Below are 24,239 nucleotides of genomic sequence, written 5' to 3'. Positions count from 1 at the left end.
GAGTGAAAAGTGAAATCGCAAACCGTGGGTTCGCACATAACCATTTGACGCTCGTTAACCATAAATCTTACCCCTTTTCCCACGGAGCGGGCTGGCTCCGGGCAGGGCTGGGAAACAAGATCATGGACTGGAGCGAAGAACGCACAGCGACCCTCAAGAAGCTTTGGCTGGAGGGCCTCAGCGCGAGCCAGGTCGCGCGGCAACTGGGCGGCGTCAGCCGAAGCGCGGTGATCGGCAAGGTGCACCGCCTGGGCATCACCGTCCGCGAAACCCCGGTCCGCCAGCGCGCCTCGTCCATCCGCGTTCCGTCGCGCATGGCCTCGCGCCAACGCCCCGCTCGCGAGGCGACCTCGGCCGCTCGTCCGGCCGTCACCTTCGAGCGGGTCGAGGAAGATCTGCTGCCGACCTCCGGCATCCTGGGCCTGGGCGCTCACTCGTGCCGCTGGCCGATCGGCCACCCCGACAGCGAGGACTTCGGCTTCTGCGGTCGCCCCAAGGTCAGCGCTCGCGGCTCGTACTGCGAGCAGCATAGCCAGGGCGCCTTCCGTCGGGTCGGCTCGAACGAAGCTCTCGAAGCCTGGGCCCTGAAGGGCGTCAACGACAAGCGCGTCCAGCCCGCCCTGGGCTGAACCCGATCCTCGCCGCCTTCTCCTATTCCTCTTACGCACGATCGCCGAGACACCCCCATGAACATGGTCCTGATCGAGAACGTCGCCGGCAGCAGCCAAGTGATCACCATCATCGAGGAGTTCGCCGGTCATTCGGTGTCGCGCGATCTCCATCCCGGTGACCACGCCGAGATCCCGGTCACCCAGTTCAAGTCTATCACCGTGCGCGAGACCTATCCCGACGACTGGTTGACCCGCGGCCGCAACCGCAATCGCGCCGCGGTCGACGCCTGAGCCAAGAGCCCGTGTCCAGGGGTCTAATTCCCGCTTAAATTGAACGAAATGACCCCGCGAAGCCATTCGCGGGGTTTTTCGTTTCCGTTTCGGCCGCGCTGATTGCGTGAGCGTTAACCTTATGACAGACAGAGCGCCGCTTTGCGGGGGAGCGAAATAGGTATGCGTGAGGGGGAAGAGCGCGCGGGGATGGTAGAAGACCATGCTCTGCCGCTGCCGAGTTATCTAAGTTATCTGCTTTATCAGACCGAGCAGCACCGCCGGGCCATGGCCGCGGATCTGCTTGGGCGTCATGGGCTGAGCTTTCCCAAGTGGGTGGCGATGATTTCGCTGCGCCGGTTCGGCGACCTGTCGATGACGCGCCTGGCCAAGCTGGCGGCCACCGACCGCACGACCCTGACCCGATCGATCGACAGCCTGATCGCCGACGGCCTGGTCCGCCGCGAGGCCTCGCCCGCCGACCGCCGCATCGTGGTCATCGGATTGACCGAGACCGGCCGGGCCTTGCTCGAAAAGATCCGCGCCGAGATCCGTCCGCTGAACCACGACGTCTGCGCCAACCTGACGCCTGAGGAGCAGGCCGCCATGACGCGCGCCTTGCAGAAGATGCTGGGCGGCCTGATCGCCGAGTCGGACTGGAAGGACGACGTCCTGGCGTTCAGCGCCCCGGCGCCGGTGGGGACGGTCTAGGCTGCTTGACTGTATTCTCTATTTGTTCCATTTTCGTGGCGTGCACCGTCGGGATGACGGCGCGGCCATGATATGGAGAGTATGATGAATACAAAGACCTACAGCACCTTTGTACCGGTTATCAGCACCGCTGACCATTGCTTCGTCGTGACGCCGGCTATGGTCGGCGAGTTGAACTTGGCGTTCCCATTTCGCCAGATCGCGTGTGCAGAGCGTCTTTTGAAGAAGTTCCTTGAGACCTCCAACGTTGAGGTGCTCCAAGCATCAATAGGCCATGTCCGTAACGTGCGTATCGTTCAGGCCTAATCCTCGAACTTCACCCGGCCGCGCCCGGACTTCACCGTGCCGCGCTTGGCCTTGCCTTCCAGCCGCTTGAGCTTGCTGGAATAGGTCGGCTTGGTCGCCTTGCGCGGCTTGGGTTTCTCGGTCGCGCGGCGGATCAGGTCGACGAGACGCGCCTGGGCGTCCTGGCGGTTCATCTCCTGCGAGCGCGAGCCTTGGGCGAACAGGATCAGCACGCCGTCCTGGGTCAGGCGGCTGCCCGCCAGCTTTTCCAGCCGCGCCTTCACATCCTCGGGCAGGGACGGGGAGTTCCTGACATCGAACCGCAGCTCAAGCGCGGTCGAGGTCTTGTTGACGTGCTGGCCGCCGGGGCCCGAGGCGCGTGTCGCCTTCCAGACCAGCTCGTCCTCGTCGATCCGTAGCCAGGAGGTGATCTCGATCATCTCGGAGCCACGCGCTTGGCCTTGACCACCAGTTGGTCCAACGCCTGCAGGAAGCGCGAGCGGTCGGCGTTGGCGAAGGCGGCCGGGCCCTTGGTGACCTCGCCCATCGAGCGCAGGTGCTCGCCGATCGAGCGCGAGGCCAAGGCCGAGCCGATCATGTCGGCCGTAAACACCCGTCCGTTCGGCGCCACGGCCGCGCCGCCCGCCTTCAGGACGCGGTCGGCCAGGGGGATGTCGTTGGTGACGACCACGTCGCCCGGTCCGCAGCGCTCGGCGATCCAGTCGTCGGCGACGTCGGGGCCGGCGTCGACCACGATCTGCTCGATCACGGGCGTCTGGGGCACGCGGATCCAGCTGTTGGACACCACGAAGGTCTTGAAGCCATGCCGGGCGGCGACCTTGTAGGCCTCGTCCTTCACGGGGCAGGCGTCGGCGTCGATGAAGAGCGTGGCGGTCATCGCGCGACCCGAGGAAAGAGAGTGGTGCCGGCTGAGGGGATCGAACCCCCGACCTTCGGTTTACAAAACCGCTGCACTACCGCTGTGCTAAGCCGGCGTGGGTCTGTGACCCGAGGTCAGGGCTTATGCCGTTTGCCGGCGCGGACGGCAATACCCATGCGGGTACGGGCATAGAACACCGTCTCCCATGGGGAGAGGGCGGGGCCCGCGCCGAAGGCGTGGGAGGGTGAGGGGATGGCGAAGCCAGTGATGAGTCCGCGCAAGCCTCTGTGTTACCTGCATTTTTAACGGCGAGGGCTTAGGCCCTCACCCTCCCAAGCTTCGCTTGGGCCCCGCCCTCTCCCCAAGGGAGAGGGTGATGGAAGGAACGGGCCTTCGCGGCGACTTATCCTCCCCTCCAAAACCTGCCGTATTCTCTACCCACCTCGTCGCGAGGAAAGGGCGCATGGCCAGCGACCATCGTGGCGGCGGGGGGCGATCGAGCGGGGACAGGTTCGAGGGGGATACTCGGACGGTCCGGGGCTGAGCTTGCTGGGCTCACCCGCCCGCCGTCGGCGTGGTTGAAGGCAAAAGGGCGTGTCTGGCTGGAAGCCCGTCCTCTTCGACCGCTGGGTCTTCTGGAAACGGAAGCGCCCAGGTCCCGGTAAGGCCTGAACAGGGCCACCCGACGGGACGCTGGCGGATAACGGTCGCGCGGAGCGTCGGGCTTCGTCGAAACGGTATTTATCAAAGTTCACCGGACGTCGTCCGGCGCTCCGCGTCCCTTTCCATCCCTTCAGCGGCCGGCCGCGTGAAGCGGCGGTCGCACGCCCAAATCCTCCCCCTAGCGGGGGAGGTGTCGGCGCGTAGCGACGACGGAGGGGGAAGAGGCCGGGTCAGCAGAACTTCCCCCACCGTCCGCTTCGCGGACACCTCCCCCGTCAGGGGGAGGATTTCTACAGATCGAACCGAACCCCCTGCGCCAGCGGCAGGGCTCCCGAATAGTTCACCGTCGCGGTCTGGCGGCGCATGTACTGCTTCCAGCTGTCGGAGCCGCTCTCGCGACCGCCGCCGGTCTCCTTCTCGCCGCCGAACGCGCCGCCGATCTCGGCGCCCGAGGGGCCGATATTGACGTTGGCGATGCCGCAGTCGCTGCCCGCCGCCGACAGGAAGGCCTCGGCCTCGCGGACGTCGTTAGTCATCACACAGGAGGAGAGACCCTGAGGAACGTCATTCTGGATCTCCACCGCCTGGTCGAAGTCCGCGTACGGCACGACGTGCAGCAACGGCGCGAAGGTCTCGCGCTGCATGCAGGGCGCCGGGGCGGGCAGGCGGGCCAGGGCCGGGCGGACATAGAAAGCCTCGGGCCATTGATCGGCCAACAGGCGCTCGCCGCCGCTGACCGTCCCACCCTCGGCCCGGACGGCGTCCATCGCGGCGACGAAAGCCTCATAGGCCTGGCGATCGATCAGCGGGCCGAGCAGCGTCTTGGCCTCGCGCGGATCGCCGACCGGCAGGCGCTGGAAGGCGGTCTCGACGGCGTCGGAGAGCTTGTCGACCAGGCTCTCGTGGACGATCAGGCGACGCAAGGATGTGCAGCGCTGGCCCGCCGTGCCGGCGGCCGAGAAGACGATGGCGCGCAGGGCCAGCGAAAGGTCCGCCGAGGGCGTGACGATCATGGCGTTGTTGCCGCCCAGCTCCAGGATCGAGCGGCCGAAGCGCTCGGCCACGACCGGGGCCAGGGCCTTGCCCATGCGGGTCGAGCCGGTGGCGCTGACCAGCGGGATGCGCGGATCGCGGGCCAGGCGCTCGCCGGCGTCGCGGCCGCCCTGGACCACGGACGCCAAGCCTTCCGGCGCGTCGCCGAAGCGGGCGAGGGCGCGTTGCAGGATGGCGTGGGTCGCCAGCGCCGTCAGCGGCGTCTTCTCCGACGGCTTCCAGATCACCGGATCGCCGCAGACCAAGGCCAGGCACGCGTTCCAGGCCCAGACGGCGACCGGGAAGTTGAAGGCGCTGATCACCGCCACCGGGCCCAGCGGGTGCCAGGTCTCGCGCATGGCGTGGCCGGGGCGTTCCGAGGCGATGGTCAGGCCGTGCAGTTGGCGCGACAGGCCGACGGCGAAGTCGCAGATGTCGATCATCTCCTGGACCTCGCCAGCCGCCTCGGAGGCGATCTTGCCGGCCTCCAGGGTGACCAGTTCGGCGAGATCCGACTTGGCGGCGCGCAGCTCTTCGCCAAACAGGCGGACCAGCTCGCCTCGGCGCGGGGCGGGGACCACGCGCCAAGCGTCGAAGGCGCGGCGGGCGGCGGCGACCTTGGCCTCGATCTGGCGGGCGTCGTCGAAGGCGACGTGGGTCAGGATCGAACCGTCGACCGGGCTGCGCACGGGCTGGCCGGCGTCGGCGGGGCGGGCCGGGACGCCCAGCTTGTCCAGCAGGTCGCGGGCGTGGGCGGCGGGAGTCGGGAAGGACTGTGTCATACGCCTGGAAAACGCCGACCCAGGTCCCGGGTCAAGTCCTTGGCGCCGGCGTTGCGCGGCGCGCGTCGAGCGGCTAGGGACGGGTCAAGCAGGAGAACCCCCATGGCGCAGGCGAAACTCATCGACGGCAAGGCTTTCGCGGCCGATCTGCGGGGCAAGATCGCCGAGGAGGTGGCCGAGCTGAAGGCCAAACATGGCGTGACGCCAGGGCTGGCCGTCGTGCTGGTCGGCGAGGATCCGGCCAGCCAGGTCTATGTCCGCAACAAGGGCGAACAGACCGAAGCGGCGGGCATGTACTCCGAAACCCATCGCCTGCCGGCCGAGACGACCCAGGACGAGCTGCTGGCCGTGGTCGCCAAGCTGAACGCCGATCCCAAGATCCACGGCGTGCTGGTCCAGTTCCCGGTGCCGCCGCACATCAGCCAGATGGACGTCGTCGCGGCCCTCTCGCCCGACAAGGATGTCGACGGCCTGACCGTGACCAACGCCGGGCGCCTGGCCAGCGGCCTGCCGGCCCTGACGCCCTGCACGCCGCTGGGCTGCATGATGCTGCTGAAGGACACCTTGGGCGACCTGTCGGGCAAGAACGCCGTGGTGATCGGCCGCTCGAACCTGATGGGCAAGCCGATGGCCCAGATGCTGCTGGCCGCCGACTGCACCGTGACCATCGCTCACTCGCGCTCCAAGGACCTGCCGGGCATCGTGCGTCAGGCCGACATCGTCGTGGCCGCCGTGGGCCGGGCCGAGATGGTCAAGGCCGACTGGGTCAAGCCGGGCGCGACCGTGATCGACGTCGGCATCACCCGCTATCCGGCCCGCGACCCGGCGGCCGCGGCGGCTGGCAAGACCCGCCTTGTCGGCGACGTGGCCTTCGATGAAGTTTCCGAGGTCGCCGGCGCGATCACGCCGGTTCCGGGGGGAGTCGGACCGATGACCATCGCCTGCCTGCTGGCCAACACGCTGACGGCCGCCAAGCGCCTGTCGGGGATCGCTTGATGCGGCGGCTGGCCCTTCTCGCCGCCGCCGCCCTGATCCTCGCGGCCTGCGGGGCCAAGCCTCCGCCGCCGCCCACGCCCGAGCAGGCCCTGGCGCTGCGGCCCGCTGATGCGCGGCTAGCGAGCCTCTACGAGACCTCATGCCACGCCTGTCACGCCATCCCCGGCGCGGGCGCGCCGCTGGTCCACGACCGCGCCGCCTGGGACCCGCGCTGGAAGCAGGGCGAGGCCGTGCTGCTGGACCACGCCATCCAGGGCTTCAACGCCATGCCGGCGACCGGTCAATGCGCGACTTGCACGCCGGACGATTTCAAGGCCCTGATACGCTTCATGGCGGGGCGCGAAGACTCCGCGGCGTAACAAACAACGAGCGGGCGGAAACATGATCTCGAGGCGAGGGGCCCTGATCGCCGGTGGAACGGGCGTGGCGGTGGTCGCCGGCGGCGCGGCCGCCTACAAGGTCGCCACCGGAGACAAGCCTGAACCGCCGTCCCCGCCCTCGGTCAACGCCGACGGCAAGCTGCTCTGGCGCAATTGGTCCGGCATCCAGAACGCCTATCCCGCCGCCCGCCTGGCGCCCAAGGACGAGGGCGAGCTGGCTCTGGCCCTGAAGACCGCGCAGGGACCGATCCGCCCAGTGGGCGCGGGCCACTCCTTCACCGCCCTGGCGCCGACGACCGGGACCCTGGTCTCGCTGGACTCGATGTCAGGCGTCGTCGGCTGGGAGGGCGACGCGGCGATCGTCCGGACCGGTACGCGGCTGGGCGCGCTCGGGCCCATGCTGGCCGAGAAGGGCCGGGCGCTGCCGAACCTGCCCGACATCAACAAGCAATCGCTGGGCGGCGCGCTGGGCACGGCCACGCACGGGACCGGGGCCAAGATCCCCGCGCTGCACGGCGACGTCACCGGCCTGAGGCTGGTCACGCCGTCCGGCCAGGTCATCGACGCCGACGCGACCAACCATCCCGAGATCTTCCAGGCCGCCCGCGTCTCGCTCGGATCGCTCGGCGTGATCAGCCAGGTGCGCATTCGGACCAGCGCCAACCGCCGTCTGCGTCGCCGCGTCTGGCTGGAGCCCTTCGAGGAAGCCCTGGCCAACGCCGAGGCGCGCTGGGCCCAGCATCGCAACTTCGAATTCTACGCCGTGCCGTTCACGGGTCTCGCGGCGAACATCAGCCACGACGAGACCGACGATCCGGCCCTGCCGCGCGGTCCCGACCAGGACACGGAGTTCCTTGAGGCGCTCAAAGGCCTGCGCAATCTGCTGGGCTTCGCCACGCCGGTGCGCAAGGCCGCCGCCAAGGCGCTGCTGTCGACCGCAAAGCCCGAGACGGCCGTCGACGAGGGCTGGAAGCTGCTGTCGACCGAGCGTCCGGTGCGCTTCAACGAGATGGAATTCCACCTGCCGGTCGAGAACCAGCTGAAGGCCCTGGAAGAGGTCGTCCGCACTCTCGAGAAGGAGCGGCCCGACGTCTTCTTCCCGATCGAGGCGCGGCGGATCGCGCCCGACGACGCCTGGCTGTCGCCGTTCCAAGGCGGGCCGCGCGGCTCAGTGGCGGTGCACGCCTACTACCGCGACGACTTCAGCTTCCTCTACAGCGTGGTCGAGCCGATCTTCCGCCGCTACGAGGGGCGGCCGCACTGGGGCAAGCTGCATACGCTGCGGGGGCAGCAATTGCAGGCGCTCTATCCGCGCTGGAACGATTTCCTGGCCGTGCGCCAGGAGCTGGATCCCGAGGGGCGGATGCTCAATCCGTACCTGAGGGGGCTGTTCGGCCTGACCTAGCCGGCCGAGCCGAGGTACTCGGCCACGCGGGCTTCCAGCTCGGTGACCAGAGGGCGGCCGACTGGATGGGTGTCGACGCGGATGTCGTCGCGGACGCAGGCCTTGATCGCGTCGATGTGGGCGTCGACCAGGAACATCGGCGCGGAGAGCCGCGTCGCCGGGTCGTCGATCAGCTTGCACAGCGAGGCGGCCAGGCGCGTGATCAGGGGGAACTCGTAGGTCGCGCCCAGGCCCTTCAGGTCATGGGCCCGCAGGTAGAGGGTTTCGACCGTCTCGGCGGTGAGGCCTTCGGTGCGGACGCCTTGGCGGGCGGCTTCCAGCTTGACGATCTCGTCGTCCAGCCATTGGGCGAAGTTGCCGGACAGGCTCTTTAGCGCCGCTTCGGCCTTGGCGATCGCGGCCATGTCGATGCCGCCGCGCCCGCCCACCTTGAGCTTGAGCATGTTCGGCACCTGGATCACCTCGGCGGTGGTCTTGTTCGTCACGATCGCCTCCCCAGCGGCGGATACTTGGGTGACGCTAACATAGCAGGCGTTAACATTGAGTGAGACCGCACCTACCGTGCGACCCAACGTCTCAGGCGGAGAACTGCTCGGCCAGGACGCGCTCCTCAAGGCTGCGGCCAGCGTCGAAGAGCATCGCAAGCGAGGTGCCGCGGTCTTCGGAGATGTGGACCTCCATCACGTCGCGGACCTCGAAGTTGTCGGCGACGGCGCTGACGGGGCGCTTGTCGGCTTCCAGAATCTCGAACGTCACGCGGGCCGATTGCGGCAGCAGGGCGCCGCGCCAGCGGCGGGGACGGAAGGCGCTGATCGGCGTCAGGGCCAGGACATGGCCGTCGATCGGGATGATCGGGCCGTGCGCCGAAAGATTGTAGGCGGTCGATCCGGCCGGGGTGGCCAGCAGGGCGCCGTCGCAGACCAGCTCGCCCATCCGCACCTTGCCGTCGATCGAGATGCGCAGCTTGGCCGTCTGGCGGGTCTGGCGCAGCAGCGAGACCTCGTTGATCGCCAGGGCGCGATGCTGGGTGCGGCGCGAATCGATCGCCACCATGGCCAGCGGATGGATGACCGCCCGCTCGGCGGCGTTGATCCGCTCCAGGAGGCCGTCCTCGCTGTACTCGTTCATCAGGAAGCCGACCGAGCCCCGGTTCATGCCGTAGATCGGGGTCTGCGAGGCGATGGCCTCGTGCAGCGTCTCCAGCATGAAGCCGTCGCCGCCGAGCGCGACGATCACCTGGGCGTTGTCCTCGCCGACGTCGCCATAGCGCGCGACCAGCCGTTCACGGGCCTCTTGCGCCTCGGGCCGGTCGCTGGACTTGAACGCCAGGCGAGTCACGAAAGGTTGCGGCTGGTACATGGCGCCAAGAGGCGGCAAGCCTGGGCGGTTGTCAAACCGCGCCGACGGCCTGGCGGAAGGCCATGCCGGCGATGTCCGGCGTAAACGGGCCAAAGGCGCTGCCGGCGCGGCGCAGGCCCTCGTCGCCGCCGCCCGGACGGCCGCCGTTCAGCTGGCGGACGTGCTCGAGGATCGTCGGGAACACGCTGCGGTCGATGCCGACGGCCGAGCAGGCGAGGGCCAGTAGCTCGGGTTTGGCGCTGTCGATGGCGCGGCGGATCTGCGCCGGCTCGAAGTCTCCCAGGCGCGCCAGGGCCATGATGAACAACTGCAGCCGTCCCTCGCGCAGCACCCGCAGCAGGTAGCCGGGACGAAGCTGGCCCGCCGAGTCGAGTTTCTCGATCAGCGAGCGCTCCATGTCCTCGCGGTCCTCGTCCTGCTCGACGGGGCCGATCTCGATCGCGGCCTCGCCGCGATGGGCGGCGCGCAGCGCTTCGTCCAGCGCCCCCTGCATGCGGGCTGTGTCGAGGTTGAAACGGGAGGCGAGGGCCTCGCGCAGGGCGTGGCCGACCAGCACATAGAGCTGCTCGGCCAGGTCGCTGGACATCCGCGGGTGACGGGCCAGCGGCGAGCGCAGGGCGACGACGTCGCGCGAACGATCGACGAGGCGCCGCATGGCCTGGTCGGAAATCTCCGCGGTCTCGTTAGCGGCCAGAGCCGTCAGGACGGCGGGCTCGTCGCGCTCGATGATCGCGTCGATCACCGGCGGCGACAGGCGCGGGCGGCGGGCGATCTCGATCTGGTGCTCCAGCGTCGCCTGAACCAGCAGGCGGACCAGGTCGTGGTCGTTGAGGACGGGGCTGCGGGCGATGATCGGACGGGCGATCTCGATCTCGTCCAGCGCCATGATGTTGATCAGGGCCGACGGCGCCCAGTCGGCGTCGGCCAGACGCTCCGACAGGCGATGCCGGATATCGCGTTCGGCTTCGACGACCAGCGTCATGAAGATCGAGTTCAGCAGGGCCTGGACGTCGGGATGGGTCGGCTCGCCCTTGGCGCGGCCGGCCTCGCAGAGGTCGATGATCCCGGTAAGCAGGCGCTCACGGTCTCCCGGCTCGCGACTGCGGGCCAGCTTCATGAGCGCGGAGATCTCGACGGCAGGAATGGCCCGACTCCTCGAATCCGTAGGCGCTTCAAGGATGACCTTGCGGAGGCCAAATGAAAACATGCTTAAAGGCGGTGTTTGGCGTCGGCGTGAATCGAGACCGGCGGCCGCTTACGAGGGAGGACGCCGAATGGCGCAAGACCTGATCCTGGCTCTGGACCAGGGCACCACGAGCACGCGCGCCATTTTGTTCGACCACGAGGGACGAGCTTTGGCCGAGGCCTCGCGGCCGCTCCGTCAGGACTATCCGCACGACGGCTGGGTCGAGCACGACGCCGAGGAGATCTACGCCGCCTGCGTGGCCGTAATGCGCGAAGCTGTCGAGGCGTCGGGCCGCGCGGATGACATCGCCGCCATCGGCGTCACCAATCAACGCGAGACGGTCGTCGTCTGGGACCGGCACACGGGCCGTCCCATCCATCCGGCGATCGTCTGGCAGGACCGGCGCACCGCCGACGTCTGCGCCAAGCTCAAGGCCGAAGGCCGCGAGCCGCGTGTGGCCGAGGTCACGGGTCTGCTGCTCGATCCCTATTTCTCGGCCACCAAGATCGCCTGGCTGCTGGATCACGTCCCGGGAGCGCGCGCCCGGGCCGAGGCGGGCGAGCTGCTGTGCGGCACCATGGACTGCTGGGTGATCTGGCGGCTGACCGGCGGCAAGATGCACGCCACCGACGCGACCAACGCTTCTCGCACGCTGCTGTTCGACATCGGCGCCCAGGCTTGGTCCGAAGAGATGCTGACGCTGTTCAACGTACCCGCGACCCTGCTGCCCACGGTGCTGGATTGCGTGGACGACTACGGCGTTCTCGAGCACGAGGTCCTGGAGCGCCCCATCCCGATCCGCGGCGTGGCCGGCGACCAGCAGGCCGCGCTGATGGGGCAGGGGTGCGTCTCGCCGGGCCAGATGAAGGCGACCTACGGCACCGGCTGCTTCATGCTGATCAATACAGGCGAGGAGAAGTGCGTCTCTCGTTCTCGGCTGCTGACCACCGTGGCGGCGCGGGTGAACGGCAAGACGACCTACGCCCTGGAAGGCTCGATCTTTGTGGCCGGGGCGGCGATCCAATGGCTGGGCGAAGGCCTGGGCGTCACCGGTGGGCCGCGCGGAGCCGAGGCTTTGGCGCGCGCCGCCAAGAACGACCACGGCGTCGTCGTGGTGCCGGCCTTCACCGGCCTCGGCGCGCCCTGGTGGGACGCCGGCGCTCGGGGCGCGATCTTCGGCCTGACGCGAGATGCGGGCTTGCCCGAGATCGCGGCGGCGACCTACGACGCCTGCGCCCTGCAGAGCCGCGACCTGATCGAGGCGATGCGCGCCGACGCGCCCAGCGCCTTCGGCGAGTCGGCGCAGCTACGCATCGATGGCGGCATGTCCCGCAGCGCCTGGTTCTCGCAGCGGCTGGCGGACCTGACGGGGGTTTCGGTGCGCCGGTCCAGCTACCAGGAAACGACGGCGCTGGGCGCCGCCCTGTTCGCCGCGGTCGGCGCGGGCCTCTACGCCAGCGTCGAGGAAGCGGCCGAGGTGAGCCCGGCCGCGGAGACGCTCAAACCGTCGCTGAAGGAGCACGAACGCGAGGCCGCCTATGCGCGTTGGCTGGACGCCGTGCCGCGCGTCAGGTCCTGACGTTTCGTCGTTGCCGTGACATCGCTGTCATGGTCTCTAGATGGGAAACAAGAAGCGGAGACCGCCACCATGACGACCCGACGCGCCTTGCTCGCAGCCGGAGCCGCCCTCATCGCCGGAGGACGATCAATGACCGCAGAAGCCGCGGCGCCGGCCTTCCCTGAGATCGGCCGGATACGTCGACTTTCGCCAGAGCTGGATGCGGTTATCCCGCCGGGCGCGGTGATCGAGCAGTTGGCCGACGGGATCACCTGGGCGGAGGGGCCGGTCTGGATTCCGGACGGGCGCTATCTGCTGTTCTCGGACGTCCCAGGCAACGTCATGTACCGGTGGAGCGAGAAGGGCGGGAAGGCCATCTTCCTTCAGCCGTCGGGCTATGCCGGTCCGCCAACCAAGGTCTTCCGCGAGCCCGGGACCAACGGGATGACGCTGTCGCCGGCTGGCGAACTGCTGGTCTGCGATCACGGCAACCGCGCGGTGTCGAAGGTCGATTTGAAGACCAAGGCCAAGACCGTCCTGGCCGACCGCTTCCAGGGCAAGCGGTTCAACAGCCCCAACGACCTGATCGTCGCGCGTCTGGGCGAGCTGAAAGGCTCGATCTACTTCACCGATCCGCCTTACGGCCTGGAAGGCCTGGACGCTTCGCCGGTCAAGGAGCTGCCTTTCAACGGCGTCTATCTGCGCCGGCCGAACGGCGAGGTGGCGCTGGTCGACGACAAGCTGACCTTTCCGAACGGCGTGGCCCTCTCGCCGAACGAGAAGCGCCTCTACGTCGCCGTGTCGGATCCCAAGGGGCCGGTGATCATGGCCTACGACCTTGGTCGCGATGGACTGCCGGTGTCGCGGAAGGTCTTCTTCGACGCCAGTGAACTGCAGAAGGCGGGCGGCCCAGGCCTGCCCGACGGAATGCGCGTGGACGCCCAGGGGCGGCTTTTCGCCACCGGTCCGGGCGGGGTCCTGGTCCTGACGCCGGAAGCCAAGCTTCTGGGCGTGATCGAGACCGGCTTCCCGACCGCCAACTGCACGTTCGGCGAGGACGGCCGCACGCTGTTCCTGACCTCCAACCACGTCCTGGCGCGGGTCCGCACCCTGACGTCGGGCCTTACGGGAGCGAAGCAATGAGCACGATCAGCAAGCGAACCTTTGTCGCCTCGGGCCTGGCGTTGGCCGCCGCGTCTAGTCCTCTTGGCGCCCTGGCCCGCCAGTCCGACCGCAAGCTGGGCTACGCGGTCCTGGGCCTTGGCTATTACGCCACCAAGATCATCATGCCGCGCTTCGCCGAGTGCGAGCATTCCAAGCTTGTCGCCCTGGTTAGCGGCACGCCGGAGAAGCTCAAGACCTTCGGCGAGCAGTACGGCATCCCCGAGAGCCACCGCTACAGCTACGAAACCTTCGACAAGATCGTCGACAACCCAGACGTCGACATCGTCTACGTCATCACGCCCAACAGCCTGCACCGCGCCTTCACCGAGCGCGCGGCCAAGGCCGGCAAGCACGTGATGTGCGAAAAGCCGATGGCGACCTCCTCGGCCGATTGCGAGGCGATGATCGCCGCGTGCAAGAAGGCCGGTCGCAAGCTGATGATCGGCTATCGCAGCCGCTTCCAGGCCCACAACATCGAGGCGATCAAGCTGATCCGCGACGGGGCGGTGGGTCCGGTGCGGCACATCTCGACGGACCATGGCTTCACGATCGGCGATCCCACGCAGTGGCGGTTGAAGAAGGCGCTGTCGGGCGGCGGCAGCCTGATGGACATCGGCATCTACAGCCTAAACGCCGCGCGCTACCTGACCGGCGAGGAGCCGGTGGCCGTCAACGCCATCGAGTCCACCGACCGGTCCAACCCCCGCTTCAAGGAGGTGGAGGACATCATCAACTTCCAGCTTCTGTTTCCGTCGGGCGCCACGGCCCAGTGCGGCTCGGCCTACACCGCCAACTTCAACCGGTATCGGGTCTCGGGGCCCAAGGGCTTTATCGAGCTCGATCCCGCCACCCCGTACCAGGGTCAGACGATGCGGACCGCGCTGGGCGGCCCCCCCACGCTGCGCGAACCGGCTCCGCAGCCGAAGAACCAGTTCTCGGCCCAACTGGACCACCTGTCCGAATGCATCCTGACCAACCGCGAGCCGATCGTCGGCGGCGAAGAGGGGCTGAAGGACGTCCGCCTGATCGAGGCCATCTACCGCGCCGCCCGCGAGGGCCGCACGGTGAAGCTGTGAGGGGGGTGCTCCTGGCCGCGACGCTGCTGGCGCCGAGCGCGGCCCTGGCCCAGCAGCAGTTCCCGCTCTGGCCCAATGGCGCGCCGGGGTTCGAGAGCCGCAAGGATATGCCAGAGGTCCCGGGCGACTACTGGCTGAGAAGCATCAACAACCCGTCCGTCACCGTCTATCTGCCGCCCAAGGAGATCGCCACCGGCGCGGCCCTGGTCGTGCTGCCGGGCGGCGGTCACAAGATCCTGGTGATCCGTTCGGAAGGTACGGACGTCGCCAAGGTGATGAACCCCGCTGGCGTGGCGGTCTTCATCATCAAGTACCGTCTGTTCCGTGAGGAGGGCTCGCCTTACTCGATCGAGAACGCGCGACAGGACGCGGTGCGCGGCGTTCGGTGGGTGCGCGCCCACGCCGCCGAGTACGGGATCGATCCCAAGCGGATCGGCCTGATGGGTTTCTCGGCTGGCGGTGAGACGGCGAACCTCGAAATCTATCAGGGCGCCAAGGCCAGTGACCCTAAGGTCGACGCGATCGACGCCGTCAGCGCCCGGCCCGACTTCCAGGTGCTGGTCTATCCGGGGCCGCTGGGCGTGCCGGACAAGGTTCCGGCCGACGCCCCGCCGGCGTTCATGGTCGCGGCCAATGACGACGAGTGCTGCTCGGCGCCGCTGGTCGACCTGCTGCCCAGGTTCCGGGCCGCCAAGGTCCCGGTCGAGCTGCACCTGTTCCAAGCCGGCGGTCACGCCTTCAACATGGGCCTGCGCAAGGAGCAGGCCTCGTTCAAGCATTGGCCGAACCTGCTGGTCGACTGGCTCAACGACAATGGCTGGATGAAGCCGCGCTAAGCGGCTTACGGAGTTTCGTCCAGGTAGGCCTTCACCCGAGCGAATAGCTCCTCGAACATCGGCGTCGTCAGGCGGCCGGTGTTCGTGTTCAGGCGCGAGCAGTGATAACTGTTGAAGATCCGATAGGGGCCGGCCTGAAACTCAGAGCCGTGGCCCGGGACGCCCACCGACGCCTTCAGGCCAAGGGCTTTCAGGACGTTGCGGCGGGAGACGTCCCCCAGAGTGACGATGGCCTTCAGGTTCGGGAACATCTCCAGCCGCGTCGTCAGGAACGGGCGGCAATTATTCTCTTCCGAGGTCTCGGGCTTGTTGCCGGGCGGGGCGCAGCGGACCGCGTTGGTGACGGCGCTGCCGACCAGCTTTAGGGAGTCATCGGGGCGCGCCTCGAACTTGCCGGTGGCGAAGCCGAACTTGATCAGCGTGTCGTAGAGCAGGGTCCCGGCATAGTCGCCGGTGAACGGCCGACCCGTGCGGTTGGCGCCCTTGCGGCCGGGGGCCAGGCCCACGACCAGCAGCCGCGCGTCCTTGTCCCCGAACGACGGAGCGGGGCCGTTGAACCAGTCCGGATAGAGATCCTGGTTCTCGCGACGATAGGCCACGAGGCGCGGGCACAGCGGGCAATCACGCGGCGGCTCGGCCGGGTTTGGGACGACCTCGCCGGCGATGTTGGAGACCTGCGACATCTCAGTATTCGTCCTCGGCTTCGCGCTCGGCCGGGGTGCGGTTGTCCGATGTCTGGCGCGGTTGGACGCGCTGAGGACGGCCGATGATGCCGCCCAGATCGGCGAGGTCGACGAAATTGTCAGCCTGGCGGCGCAGGTCGTCGCTGGTCATCGGCGGCTGGCTCTTCATCGTCGAGACGACCGTGACGCGGCGACCCTTGCGCTGGACGGCCTCGACCAGGGCGCGGAAGTCGCCGTCGCCGGAGAACAGCACCAGGTGGTCGGCGGTCTCGGCCATCTGCAGCATGTCGACGGCGATCTCGATGTCCATGTCGCCGCGCCAGCGCTTGCGGCCCTGGCTATCGGTGAACTCGCGCGCCGGCTTCGTCACCAGGGTGAAACCGTTGTAGTCCAGCCAGTCCACCAGCGGGCGGATCGGCGAATAGTCGTCGTTCTCGGCGATGGCGGTGTAGTAATAGGCCCGGATCAGGACGCCGCGCTTTTTGAACTCGTCGAGCAGCTTGCGGTAGTCGATGTCGAAGCCCAGCGCCTTGGCGGCGGAATAGAGATTGGCCCCGTCGATAAAGAGGGCGATGCGGTCGGTCGGATAGAAGGTCACGATAATTCCTTGAAAAATCAGGTCGCTGAAAATGACTTGGACGAGGCCGTGATCGTGGCGCTCGGCTGCAATCTGCCGGGAGCCTATACGAGTCGCGAGGCCTTGTTGGAAGCCGCCTTGATGGCCTTGTCCGACGAAGGACTTGAGCTCGCGGCGCGCTCCAGTTGGTGGCGCTCCGCCGCCTGGCCGGATCCGGCGGGGCCGGAGTATCTGAACGGCGTCGCGATCGTGCGGACCGCCTTGTCGCCTGCCGAGACCCTGGCGGCCCTGCATCGGATCGAGGCGCGGTTCGGGCGGGCGAGGGGAGAGGCTAACGCCGCTCGCACCCTGGATCTCGATCTTGTCGCATATGGACGGATGGTTCTGAGCGGCGATCTCGTCGTACCGCATCCCAGGGCGCACGAGCGTCTGTTCGTGATGGGGCCCTTGGCGGAGGCGGCTCCGGCCTGGATTCACCCGCGCCTCGAAGAGACGGCTTTAGCCTTGGCGGACAAGGCGGCGGTCGGTCGCGACGCGAGGCCAGCGCGCGCTTCGGACGAGCAGACTAAGTCTGGACATTGACCGGCGAAGCGGGCATAAGCGCCCGCTCGCGAAAGCTGATGATCGTGCGCGGCGTTGCGTGTCGCCGCACGGAAGCCTATTTTGCGATAGATAACCGCAGCCCGAGGAACTCATGGCCCGCGTCACCGTCGAAGATTGCGTCGAGAAGGTTCCGAACCGCTTCGCGCTCGTCCTGCTGTCGGCGCACCGCGCCCGCGGCATCTCGGCCGGCGCGGCCCTGATGGTCGATCGCGACAACGACAAGAACCCGGTCGTGGCCTTGCGTGAAATCGCTGACGACGTGATCGATCACGAGGGGCTCAAGGAGCACCTGATCACGACGCTGCAGCGCGTCGATGAACACACCGAGGCCGAGGAAGAAGCCGAGACCCTGGCTCTGCTGGCCGATCCCAGCCACATGCAGATGAGCGAGCTGGAGCTGGTTCGCGCTCTGCAGAGCGACCGCGACGGCGGCCAGGAGGAGCGGTACTGAGCCCCGAAGGCGCAGACCCTCTGACCCTGGAAGCGGTCTCCGACACCGCTTCATCCCAACGCGCGCCCGATACCGAATCGGGCGCGTCGTCGTCTCCGGCCCCCGCCGAGCCGACCCCGGCCCCGGCTGTTCCGGCCAAGCCGCGCCCCAAGTTCCTTCGTCAGTATGAGCTGATCGAGCGGGTTCACGCCTACGACCCGACAGCCGACGAGGCGCTGCTGAACCGCGCCTATGTCTACGCCATGCGCATGCACGGCTCGCAGACCCGGGCCAGCGGCGACCCCTATTATGCCCACCCGATCGAGGTGGCGGGCATCCTCACCGAATACCGGCTCGACACCGCGACCATCGTCACGGCGCTGCTGCACGACGTGATCGAGGACACCCCGGTCACCAAGGAGGAGATCGCCCAGCTGTTCGGCGAGGAGATCGCCGAACTGGTCGAGGGCGTCACCAAGCTGTCTAAGCTGGAGCTCCAGGCCGAGCACACGCGCCAGGCCGAGAACCTGCGCAAGTTCATCCTGGCGATCTCCAAGGACGTCCGCGTCCTGCTGGTCAAGCTGGCCGACCGTCTGCACAACATGCGGACGCTGCACTTCATCAAGAACCAGGCCAAGCGCGAGCGCATCGCCCGCGAGACACGCGACATCTACGCGCCGCTGGCCCGCAACATCGGCTGCCACCGCATCTGCGTGGAGCTGGAGGAGTTGTCCTTCCAGCACACCAATCCCGTCGCCCGCGACGCGATCCTGCGCCGCCTGGACGCCTTGCGCGAAGAGCAGGGCGGGGCGGTGGCCCTGGTCAGCCAGGAAATCGCGGCCCGCCTGGAATCGGCCAACCTGCCCTCGCGCGTTTTCGGTCGCGAGAAGTCGCCGTACTCGATCTGGCGGAAGCTGCAGCGCAAGTCGATCGGCTTCTCGCAGATGTCGGACATCTACGCCTTCCGCGTGATCGTCGACAGCGAGGAAGACTGCTACCGGGCCCTCGGCGTCGTGCACCGCGCCTGGTCCAGCGTGCCCGACCGGTTCAAGGACTACATCTCGACGCCGAAGCGGAACAACTACCGCTCGCTGCACACCACGGTCGTGGGCCCGCGCGGCATGCGCATCGAGATGCAGATCCGCACCGAGGCCATGGACCGCGTCAACGAGGAGGGCGTCGCCGCCCACTTCCGCTACAAGGACGCCTCGTACGGCCTCGATCTGGAAGGTATGGAGGCCGCCGGTGGTCGCGACCCCCTGGCCAACCTGCGCCAGCTGGTCCAGGTGCTGGAGCACGGCGGCGACAGCGAAGAGCTGGTCGAGCACGCCAAGCTCGAGATGTTCCTCGACCAAGTGTTCGTGTTCACGCCCAAGGGCAAGCTGGTCAGCCTGCCGCGAGGCGCCATGCCGCTCGATTTCGCCTACGCGGTCCACACCAGCGTCGGCGACACCTGCATCGGCGTGAAGATCAATGGCGAGCTGAAGCCTCTGCGCACGCCTCTGGTCAACGGCGACGTGGTCGAAGTGGTGCGGGGCTCCAAGCCCGTGGTGCCGCCGGACTGGCGTTCGCTGACGGTGACGGGCCGCGCGCGCTCGGCCATTCGACGTCATATCCGCCAGACCGAGAAGGAAGAGTTCCTGCGCCTAGGCCGGGCGTCGCTGGAGCAGGTCTTCGAACGCGCCGGCAAGAAGCTGAAGGACGTGTCGCTGCGGCCGATCCTGGAGCGCTTCGCTCTGGAGGGCGACGAGGCTCTGTTCGATGCGGTTGGACGCGGCCGGGTCTCGCCCAGCCAAGTGCTGGAAACCGCCTATCCGGGCATGAAGGACTCCGAGCGCGAGGCCGCCACGGCCCGTCGCAAGATCGAGGGCGGCAAGGGCGCCACGCTCTATGTCGGCGGCGGCGGCCTGACGCCGGGCGTGTCGCTGCACTTCGCCCATTGCTGCAGCCCTGTGCCCGGCGACCGCATCGTCGGCATCCTGCGCGAGGATGGCGAGGGCCTCGACGTTCACACGATCGACTGTCCGCGTTTGGCCGAGTTCGAGGACCACGAGGAACTCTGGCGCGATCTGAACTGGACGCCGGAGGCCGAGCGCTCGACGATCTCGATGACGCGCCTGCACGCGACGATCCAGAATGCGCCGGGTGTGCTGGGTCAGGTCTGCACGATCATCGGCGAGGCGGGCGGCAACATCGTCAACCTGCGCATGCACCATCGGCAGAGCGACTTTTTCGACACCGACATCGACGTCGAGGTTCGCGACGCCAAGCACCTGACCAACATCCAGGCCGCTCTGCGGGCCTGTCCGTCGGTCGAGACGGTGGATCGGACGCGCGGCTAGGCCTTCAGCGCCGCCACGGCGTCGAGGCTGGCCGCCGTCATCGGCGAGGGCAGGGCGTCGAGCGCGAACCAGCCCCATTCGTGGATGGCGTGGGCCTCCTGGATAGCCGGCTCGCCTTCCCAGCTTTCGACCGCATAGGTGATGGCCACCCAGTGGTAGTCCGGCGCGACCATGTCGGTGACCGCCAGCACGCGGCCGGCCTTGATGGTGATCCCGAGCTCCTCGTGGATCTCGCGTTCGGCGCAGGCGTGGGCGGCCTCGCCCCAGTCGAGCTTGCCGCCGGGAACGCCCCAGTGGTCGGCCTCCGGATTCTTGACCCGCTTGACCAGCAGCAGGCGGCCCTGGTCGTCGAGGATGGCGGCGCCGCAGCCGACGCGGGGGCGTTGGATCTCTTCGGTCATGCAGGCGGTAGAGCCTTAAACCGCGTCACTCCGCAAGCCGGCGTTTGTAGACTCGGCCGGCTGGGCTATATCGACGGCCCATGACCAACGACGACGTCCTCGACGAATTCCGCGCCGCCGGCGCCCTGCGCGAAGGCCACTTCGTGCTGTCCAGCGGCCTGCACAGCCCCGTCTTCCTGCAGAAGAACCTGGTGTTCATGCGGCCCGAGCGCTGCGAGCGCCTCTGCAAGGCCCTGGCGCAGAAGATCATCGCCACGGTGGGGCAGGTCGATGTCGCCGTCTCGCCGGCCGTCGGCGGAATCATCCCCGGCTACGAAACCGCGCGGCACCTGAACGTGCCGTCGATCTATGTCGAGCGCGAAGGCGGCAGCTTCAAGTTCCGCCGCGGCTTCCACCTGGAGCCCGGCCAAAAGGTCGTGATGGTCGAGGACATCGTCACGACGGGCCTGTCGTCGCGCGAATGTATCCAGGCGATCAAGGACGCCGGCGGCGACGTCGTGGCCGCCGCCTGCATCGTCGACCGCTCGGGCGGCAAGGCCGATGTCGGCGTGCCGCTGGTCGCCTTGGCCAGCCTCGAGGTCCCGGCCTATCCGGCCGACGCCCTCCCGCCGGAGCTGGCCGCGATCCCGATCGAGGATCCCGGCAGCCGCCGACTGAAGGGCTGAACGCTTACGGTTTCGCCTGGGCCGGCGGCGTCAGCTGCTTGACCGGCCAGGCGATCCCCAGCTGCTCCAGATAGGTCCCGTACTTGTCGGGGTCGTAGTAGTACTTCTTCATCTCGGGCCTGAAGCGCGCCATGGTCTCGGCGTTCATCTGGACCTGCGGCTTGTCCGTCGCCGAGAGCATCGGCACGTACTTCTGCGTCTTGGTCTGCACGTCGGTGAAGTAGGTTTTGGCGTCGGCCAGCAGCTTCGGCTGGGTCAAGAGATCCAGGGTTGTCATCGCCACCACCTTCGAGCCAGCGACCACGCCCTTGTGCGCGATCGGCGTCGCCATCGAGATGGCGTTGGCCCAGTGGTGGCCGGGCAGGTCTGGGATATTGGACGGATAGTTGATGGTGATCGTGGGCATGATCCACGAGATGTCGCCGATGTCGTCCGACCCGCCGCTTTCCGGCTTTTCCTCCGGCGCCTTAAGCCCCTTCAGCTTGACGTCGAGACCCTCCCTCTTGGTCGAGCCGACATTGGTCTGCACCGCCTTGGCGAAGGCTTGCTCGTCATCGCTCCACTTGGGCAGGCCCACGACCTCGATGTTCTTCTGCGCGGCCTCGGCCATCGGGCGATTGAAGTAGCGTGGCGCGGCCGTGCCGACGACGGCGTAGTCGACCTTGGTGTCGGTCATGTCGGCCGCCGCCTTGGCGATCTTGTTGCCGATCTCCCAATTCTTCTTGATCGCGTCGAAGCTCTGCTCGCGGAAATAGTACCAGACGGTCGCCTCGGACGGCACGACGTTGGGCTGGTCGCCGCCGTCGGTGATCACATAGTGCGAGCGTTGTTCGGGCTTGAGGTGCTCGCGGCGCATGTTCCAGCCCATGTCCATCAGCTCGACGGCGTCCAGCGCGCTGCGGCCGCGCCAGGGCGCGCCAGCCGAGTGGGCGGACTCGCCGTGGAAGCTGTACTTGACCGAGACGAGGCCCGTTCCGGTCGACGGCCCCCAGCTGGTCTGCAGGTTCGAACCCACATGGGTGAAGATCGTGGCGTCCACGCCTTTGAAAGCGCCGTCGCGGACCATGTAGGCCTTGCCGGCGACCAGTTCCTCGGCGACGCCGGGCCAAAGCACCAGGGTTCCGGCGATGTCGTGCTTGATCATCGCATCCTTGACCGCGAGGGCGGCGACGACGTTCAGGGCCTGGCCGGAGTTGTGGCCCTCGCCGTGTCCGGGCGCGCCCGGGATGATTGGCTCGTGCCAGGGAACGCCGGGCTTTTGCGAGGCCTTGGGGATGCAGTCGAGGTCGCTGCCCAGGGCGATGGTCGGTCCGCCCTGGCCGTGAGTCCAGGTGGCTAGCCAGGCGGTCGGGATGCCCGAAACGCCGCGCTGGATGGTGAAGCCGTTCTCCTCCAGCACCTTGGTGATGTAGGCCGAGGTCTCGAGCTCCTGGAAGCCGAGCTCGCCGAACGAGAAGATCTTGTCGTTCATGACTTGCGCCAGCTTGGCGCGACTTTCGACACCCGCGACCGCCTCGGCCTTCAGGGTCTTCAGCTTGCCGGCCGAGATGTCGGCGGCCGTCGCGCCGCCGGCCAAGGCGAGCGTCAGGGCGCCCGCCGTCGCGGCGAGCCAAGTCTTCCGGAGCGTCATGATCGTATCACCCCAAGGTCAAGCCGGTGGACGATCAGGCGCCTTGGAAGGTTTGTCTATTCGCGCCTCTGGCGTCGGCGTGGGAAATTCCCACCTGCACAGCCAGACGGCTGGGCTTATAGGTTCAAGGCGGACTGACTTGAGTCCGCTCGCGGCGCGGCCGAAGGACGGGAAGACGGATGAGCTTGCGACTGGGCGTTAACATCGATCACGTGGCCACGATCCGCAATGCGCGCGGGTCCTGGTATCCCGAGCCCGTGCGCGCGGCCGAGCTGGCGCTCACCGCCGGCGCCGACGGCATCACCGCCCATCTCCGCGAAGACCGCCGCCATATCAGCGACGCCGACATCGCCGTGCTGACCGACCTCTGCCACAAGCGCGGCAAGCCGCTGAACTTCGAGATGGCGGTCACCGACGAGATGGTCGGCATCGCGTTGGGGGCCAAGCCGCATGCGGCCTGTCTGGTGCCGGAGCGCCGCGAGGAGGTCACCACCGAGGGTGGTCTCGATGTGATCAAGGGGCAGGCCCGGATCGCCGCCGCCACGGCGCGGCTTCGCACCGCGGGCGCGCGCGTGTCGCTGTTCATCGAGCCCGATCCCGAGCAGATCCGGGCTTCGGTCGCCGCTGGCGCCCAAGTCGTCGAACTGCACACCGGCGCGTACTGCGATGCGGCCCGGGCGGGTGAAGTCCAGAGGGCCGAGACGATCCTTGAGCGTCTCAAGGCGGGCGCCGCGCTGGCCGCCGAACTTGGCCTCGAAGTCCACGCCGGTCACGGCATCGACTACGCCACCGTCAAGCCGATCGCCGCCATTCCCGAGATCGCCGAGTTGAACATAGGCCACTTCCTGATCGGCGAGGCGATCTTCGTCGGCTTGCCCCAGGCGATCCAGCGGATGCGAGCCCTGATGGACGCCGCCCGCGTGGAGTTGGCGGCGTGATCATCGGGATCGGCTCGGATCTCTGCGACATCCGCCGGATCGAGAAGTCCCTCGAACGCTTCGGCGATCGCTTCACGAACAAGGTCTTCACGGAGATCGAGCGCAAGCGGTCCGAGCGCAAGCCCGACCGCGCCTCCAGCTACGCCAAGCGCTTCGCGGCGAAGGAGGCTTGCTCCAAGGCCCTTGGCACGGGCCTGAAGCGCGGGGTGCATCTGGCCGGCATGGGCGTCGTCAACCTGCCCTCGGGCAAGCCGACCCTGGCCCTGACCGGCGGCGCTCTGGAACGCTTGCGGGAAATGACGCCTGAGGGCATGGAGGCCGTGATCCATCTGTCGCTCACCGACGATCACCCTTACGCCCAGGCCTTCGTGATCATCGAGGCGCTGCCGAAAACGTGACGGAGGCTACCGTGGCGGACTACATCCTCCTGATGCATGGCGACGGCGCTGGCGAACGCGCCACCGACTGGCCCGCCTATATCGACAGGCTCGTTGCGATGGGCCGCCTGCGTGGCGGCAGCGCCATCGGCGAGGGGGCCTGCTATCGCCGCGCCGGGCCGGTGGGGCCCATATCGGATCAGCTGACTGGATTTCTCAGGATCAGCGCCGAGAGCCTTGAGGATGCGGCAAGCTGCCTCGCTGGCAATCCGGTCTACGAGGCGGGCGGAACCGTCGAGATCCGCCTTCTCCCCGAGACCGATTAGAAACCCGCCGCATCCCTGCCTCAAAGCCAAGCTAACGCGCCACTCTTGCCCCTCGCGGCAAGCCCGTCTAGCA

At 67.8% G+C, this 24,239-nt stretch carries 27 protein-coding genes, 1 tRNA gene and 1 pseudogene; 18 read left to right on the top strand and 11 right to left on the bottom strand.

The window, feature by feature from the left end; all coding sequences use genetic code 11:
• Positions 1 to 122: 122 nt before the first annotated feature.
• The 3 genes from CSW60_RS03520 to CSW60_RS03510 all read left to right on the top strand — a co-directional run bounded on the left by CSW60_RS03520 (position 123) and on the right by CSW60_RS03510 (position 1,592).
• Complete coding sequence (locus tag CSW60_RS03520) at positions 123 to 629, top strand: GcrA family cell cycle regulator (RefSeq protein ID WP_099535938.1); 507 nt, start codon at positions 123 to 125, stop codon at positions 627 to 629.
• A gap of 57 nt (positions 630 to 686) precedes the next feature.
• Complete coding sequence (locus tag CSW60_RS03515) at positions 687 to 902, top strand: hypothetical protein (protein WP_099535937.1); 216 nt, start codon at positions 687 to 689, stop codon at positions 900 to 902.
• A 162-nt stretch (positions 903 to 1,064) separates the two neighbouring features.
• Positions 1,065 to 1,592, top strand: coding sequence for a MarR family winged helix-turn-helix transcriptional regulator (locus CSW60_RS03510; protein WP_369801007.1), 528 nt, complete (start codon positions 1,065 to 1,067; stop codon positions 1,590 to 1,592).
• Between the two features lie 302 nt (positions 1,593 to 1,894).
• Here CSW60_RS03510 and arfB read toward each other — a convergent pair whose 3' ends face one another.
• The 3 genes from arfB to CSW60_RS03490 form a co-directional block, all read right to left on the bottom strand.
• Positions 1,895 to 2,317, bottom strand: a complete 423-nt coding sequence (arfB, locus tag CSW60_RS03500; RefSeq protein WP_099535934.1) for an alternative ribosome rescue aminoacyl-tRNA hydrolase ArfB — start codon at positions 2,315 to 2,317, stop codon at positions 1,895 to 1,897.
• Positions 2,314 to 2,775 (bottom strand): YaiI/YqxD family protein, encoded by a 462-nt coding sequence (locus tag CSW60_RS03495; RefSeq protein ID WP_099535933.1) that lies wholly within the window; start codon positions 2,773 to 2,775, stop codon positions 2,314 to 2,316. Before CSW60_RS03495 ends, arfB begins: the two co-directional genes overlap by 4 nt.
• 22 nt (positions 2,776 to 2,797) lie before the next feature.
• Positions 2,798 to 2,872: transfer RNA gene (locus CSW60_RS03490), tRNA-Thr, on the bottom strand.
• A 498-nt stretch (positions 2,873 to 3,370) separates the two neighbouring features.
• Between CSW60_RS03490 and CSW60_RS23835 the strand changes: the two are divergent.
• Positions 3,371 to 3,451, top strand: a pseudogene (locus CSW60_RS23835) (hypothetical protein); the annotation flags it as partial.
• A 259-nt stretch (positions 3,452 to 3,710) separates the two neighbouring features.
• Here CSW60_RS23835 and CSW60_RS03480 read toward each other — a convergent pair.
• Positions 3,711 to 5,234: an aldehyde dehydrogenase family protein gene (locus tag CSW60_RS03480; protein ID WP_099535932.1), complete on the bottom strand. Its 1,524-nt coding sequence runs from the start codon at positions 5,232 to 5,234 to the stop codon at positions 3,711 to 3,713.
• 102 nt (positions 5,235 to 5,336) lie between these two features.
• Here CSW60_RS03480 and folD point away from each other — a divergent pair, with 102 nt between their 5' ends.
• From folD to CSW60_RS03465, 3 genes are read left to right on the top strand one after another with little or no spacing between them, the layout of a single operon-like run.
• A complete protein-coding gene (gene folD, locus CSW60_RS03475) occupies positions 5,337 to 6,230 on the top strand; it encodes a bifunctional methylenetetrahydrofolate dehydrogenase/methenyltetrahydrofolate cyclohydrolase FolD (RefSeq protein ID WP_099535931.1) in 894 nt (297 codons plus the stop codon).
• Complete coding sequence (locus CSW60_RS03470) at positions 6,230 to 6,589, top strand: cytochrome c5 family protein (RefSeq protein ID WP_099535930.1); 360 nt, start codon at positions 6,230 to 6,232, stop codon at positions 6,587 to 6,589. Before folD ends, CSW60_RS03470 begins: the two co-directional genes overlap by 1 nt.
• Before the next feature lie 22 nt (positions 6,590 to 6,611).
• Positions 6,612 to 8,015 (top strand): D-arabinono-1,4-lactone oxidase, encoded by a 1,404-nt coding sequence (locus tag CSW60_RS03465; RefSeq protein WP_099535929.1) that lies wholly within the window; start codon positions 6,612 to 6,614, stop codon positions 8,013 to 8,015.
• On the opposite strand, the gene CSW60_RS03460 is transcribed toward CSW60_RS03465, so the two are convergent.
• From CSW60_RS03460 to CSW60_RS03450, 3 genes are all read right to left on the bottom strand, one after another.
• Positions 8,012 to 8,500, bottom strand: a complete 489-nt coding sequence (locus tag CSW60_RS03460) for an Hpt domain-containing protein (protein ID WP_099535928.1) — start codon at positions 8,498 to 8,500, stop codon at positions 8,012 to 8,014. The two genes, CSW60_RS03465 and CSW60_RS03460, sit on opposite strands and share 4 nt — an antisense overlap.
• 91 nt (positions 8,501 to 8,591) lie before the next feature.
• The gene (locus CSW60_RS03455) at positions 8,592 to 9,374 is read right to left on the bottom strand and encodes an NAD kinase (RefSeq protein ID WP_099535927.1); all 783 of its coding nucleotides are present in this window, start codon (positions 9,372 to 9,374) and stop codon (positions 8,592 to 8,594) included.
• A 31-nt stretch (positions 9,375 to 9,405) separates the two neighbouring features.
• Positions 9,406 to 10,491, bottom strand: a complete 1,086-nt coding sequence (locus tag CSW60_RS03450) for a DUF2336 domain-containing protein (RefSeq protein ID WP_099535926.1) — start codon at positions 10,489 to 10,491, stop codon at positions 9,406 to 9,408.
• Between the two features lie 157 nt (positions 10,492 to 10,648).
• Between CSW60_RS03450 and glpK the strand changes: the two genes are divergently transcribed.
• The 4 genes from glpK (at position 10,649) to CSW60_RS03430 (ending at position 15,194) form a co-directional block, all read left to right on the top strand.
• The gene (gene glpK / locus CSW60_RS03445; RefSeq protein ID WP_099535925.1) at positions 10,649 to 12,139 is read left to right on the top strand and encodes a glycerol kinase GlpK; all 1,491 of its coding nucleotides are present in this window, start codon (positions 10,649 to 10,651) and stop codon (positions 12,137 to 12,139) included.
• 129 nt (positions 12,140 to 12,268) lie between these two features.
• Entirely contained in the window at positions 12,269 to 13,261 is a 993-nt protein-coding gene (locus CSW60_RS03440; RefSeq protein WP_236634206.1) for an SMP-30/gluconolactonase/LRE family protein, read from the top strand.
• Positions 13,159 to 14,358 carry a Gfo/Idh/MocA family protein gene (locus tag CSW60_RS03435; protein ID WP_201723031.1) on the top strand — a complete coding sequence of 400 codons (1,200 nt, stop codon included), beginning with the start codon at positions 13,159 to 13,161 and terminating at the stop codon, positions 14,356 to 14,358. Before CSW60_RS03440 ends, CSW60_RS03435 begins: the two co-directional genes overlap by 103 nt.
• Positions 14,244 to 15,194: an alpha/beta hydrolase gene (locus tag CSW60_RS03430; RefSeq protein ID WP_201722960.1), complete on the top strand. Its 951-nt coding sequence runs from the start codon at positions 14,244 to 14,246 to the stop codon at positions 15,192 to 15,194. Before CSW60_RS03435 ends, CSW60_RS03430 begins: the two co-directional genes overlap by 115 nt.
• A 5-nt stretch (positions 15,195 to 15,199) precedes the next feature.
• Here CSW60_RS03430 and CSW60_RS03425 read toward each other — a convergent pair whose 3' ends face one another.
• Both CSW60_RS03425 and CSW60_RS03420 read right to left on the bottom strand, forming a co-directional pair.
• Positions 15,200 to 15,877, bottom strand: coding sequence for a uracil-DNA glycosylase (locus CSW60_RS03425; RefSeq protein ID WP_099535921.1), 678 nt, complete (start codon positions 15,875 to 15,877; stop codon positions 15,200 to 15,202).
• A gap of 1 nt (position 15,878) precedes the next feature.
• Complete coding sequence (locus CSW60_RS03420) at positions 15,879 to 16,475, bottom strand: NYN domain-containing protein (RefSeq protein WP_099535920.1); 597 nt, start codon at positions 16,473 to 16,475, stop codon at positions 15,879 to 15,881.
• Positions 16,476 to 16,484: 9 nt separating this feature from the next.
• Here CSW60_RS03420 and folK point away from each other — a divergent pair, with 9 nt between their 5' ends.
• The 3 genes from folK to CSW60_RS03405 all read left to right on the top strand — a co-directional run bounded on the left by folK (position 16,485) and on the right by CSW60_RS03405 (position 19,829).
• On the top strand, positions 16,485 to 17,036 hold the full coding sequence (gene folK / locus CSW60_RS03415; RefSeq protein WP_099535919.1) for a 2-amino-4-hydroxy-6-hydroxymethyldihydropteridine diphosphokinase: 552 nt from the start codon (positions 16,485 to 16,487) through the stop codon (positions 17,034 to 17,036).
• 112 nt (positions 17,037 to 17,148) lie between these two features.
• Positions 17,149 to 17,508 carry a DNA-directed RNA polymerase subunit omega gene (gene rpoZ, locus CSW60_RS03410; RefSeq protein WP_004619634.1) on the top strand — a complete coding sequence of 120 codons (360 nt, stop codon included), beginning with the start codon at positions 17,149 to 17,151 and terminating at the stop codon, positions 17,506 to 17,508.
• Positions 17,509 to 17,750: 242 nt separating this feature from the next.
• Positions 17,751 to 19,829: a bifunctional (p)ppGpp synthetase/guanosine-3',5'-bis(diphosphate) 3'-pyrophosphohydrolase gene (locus tag CSW60_RS03405; protein ID WP_236634205.1), complete on the top strand. Its 2,079-nt coding sequence runs from the start codon at positions 17,751 to 17,753 to the stop codon at positions 19,827 to 19,829.
• Here the strand turns inward: CSW60_RS03405 and CSW60_RS03400 are convergent.
• On the bottom strand, positions 19,826 to 20,230 hold the full coding sequence (locus CSW60_RS03400) for an NUDIX domain-containing protein (RefSeq protein WP_099535917.1): 405 nt from the start codon (positions 20,228 to 20,230) through the stop codon (positions 19,826 to 19,828). The genes CSW60_RS03405 and CSW60_RS03400 overlap by 4 nt on opposite strands.
• An 80-nt stretch (positions 20,231 to 20,310) precedes the next feature.
• Between CSW60_RS03400 and pyrE the strand changes: the two genes are divergently transcribed.
• Positions 20,311 to 20,895 carry an orotate phosphoribosyltransferase gene (gene pyrE, locus CSW60_RS03395; RefSeq protein WP_099535916.1) on the top strand — a complete coding sequence of 195 codons (585 nt, stop codon included), beginning with the start codon at positions 20,311 to 20,313 and terminating at the stop codon, positions 20,893 to 20,895.
• A gap of 4 nt (positions 20,896 to 20,899) precedes the next feature.
• Here pyrE and CSW60_RS03390 read toward each other — a convergent pair whose 3' ends face one another.
• Positions 20,900 to 22,525, bottom strand: coding sequence for a M20 family metallopeptidase (locus CSW60_RS03390; RefSeq protein WP_099535915.1), 1,626 nt, complete (start codon positions 22,523 to 22,525; stop codon positions 20,900 to 20,902).
• 179 nt (positions 22,526 to 22,704) lie between these two features.
• Here CSW60_RS03390 and CSW60_RS03385 point away from each other — a divergent pair, with 179 nt between their 5' ends.
• Genes CSW60_RS03385 through CSW60_RS03375 form a run of 3 tightly spaced genes read left to right on the top strand, consistent with a single transcriptional unit; the run spans position 22,705 to position 24,166 of the window.
• Positions 22,705 to 23,463, top strand: coding sequence for a pyridoxine 5'-phosphate synthase (locus CSW60_RS03385; protein WP_099535914.1), 759 nt, complete (start codon positions 22,705 to 22,707; stop codon positions 23,461 to 23,463).
• The gene (gene acpS / locus CSW60_RS03380) at positions 23,460 to 23,861 is read left to right on the top strand and encodes a holo-ACP synthase (RefSeq protein WP_099535913.1); all 402 of its coding nucleotides are present in this window, start codon (positions 23,460 to 23,462) and stop codon (positions 23,859 to 23,861) included. The genes CSW60_RS03385 and acpS overlap by 4 nt, the downstream gene beginning before the upstream one ends.
• A gap of 11 nt (positions 23,862 to 23,872) precedes the next feature.
• Positions 23,873 to 24,166 carry a YciI family protein gene (locus CSW60_RS03375; RefSeq protein WP_099537538.1) on the top strand — a complete coding sequence of 98 codons (294 nt, stop codon included), beginning with the start codon at positions 23,873 to 23,875 and terminating at the stop codon, positions 24,164 to 24,166.
• Positions 24,167 to 24,239 lie beyond the last annotated feature (73 nt).

The sequence above is a fragment of the Caulobacter sp. X genome (assembly GCF_002742635.1).
Classification (GTDB): Bacteria; Pseudomonadota; Alphaproteobacteria; order Caulobacterales; family Caulobacteraceae; genus Caulobacter.
Note: the sequence above shows the minus strand (reverse complement) of the source record. Positions and strands in the feature narration are given on the sequence as shown.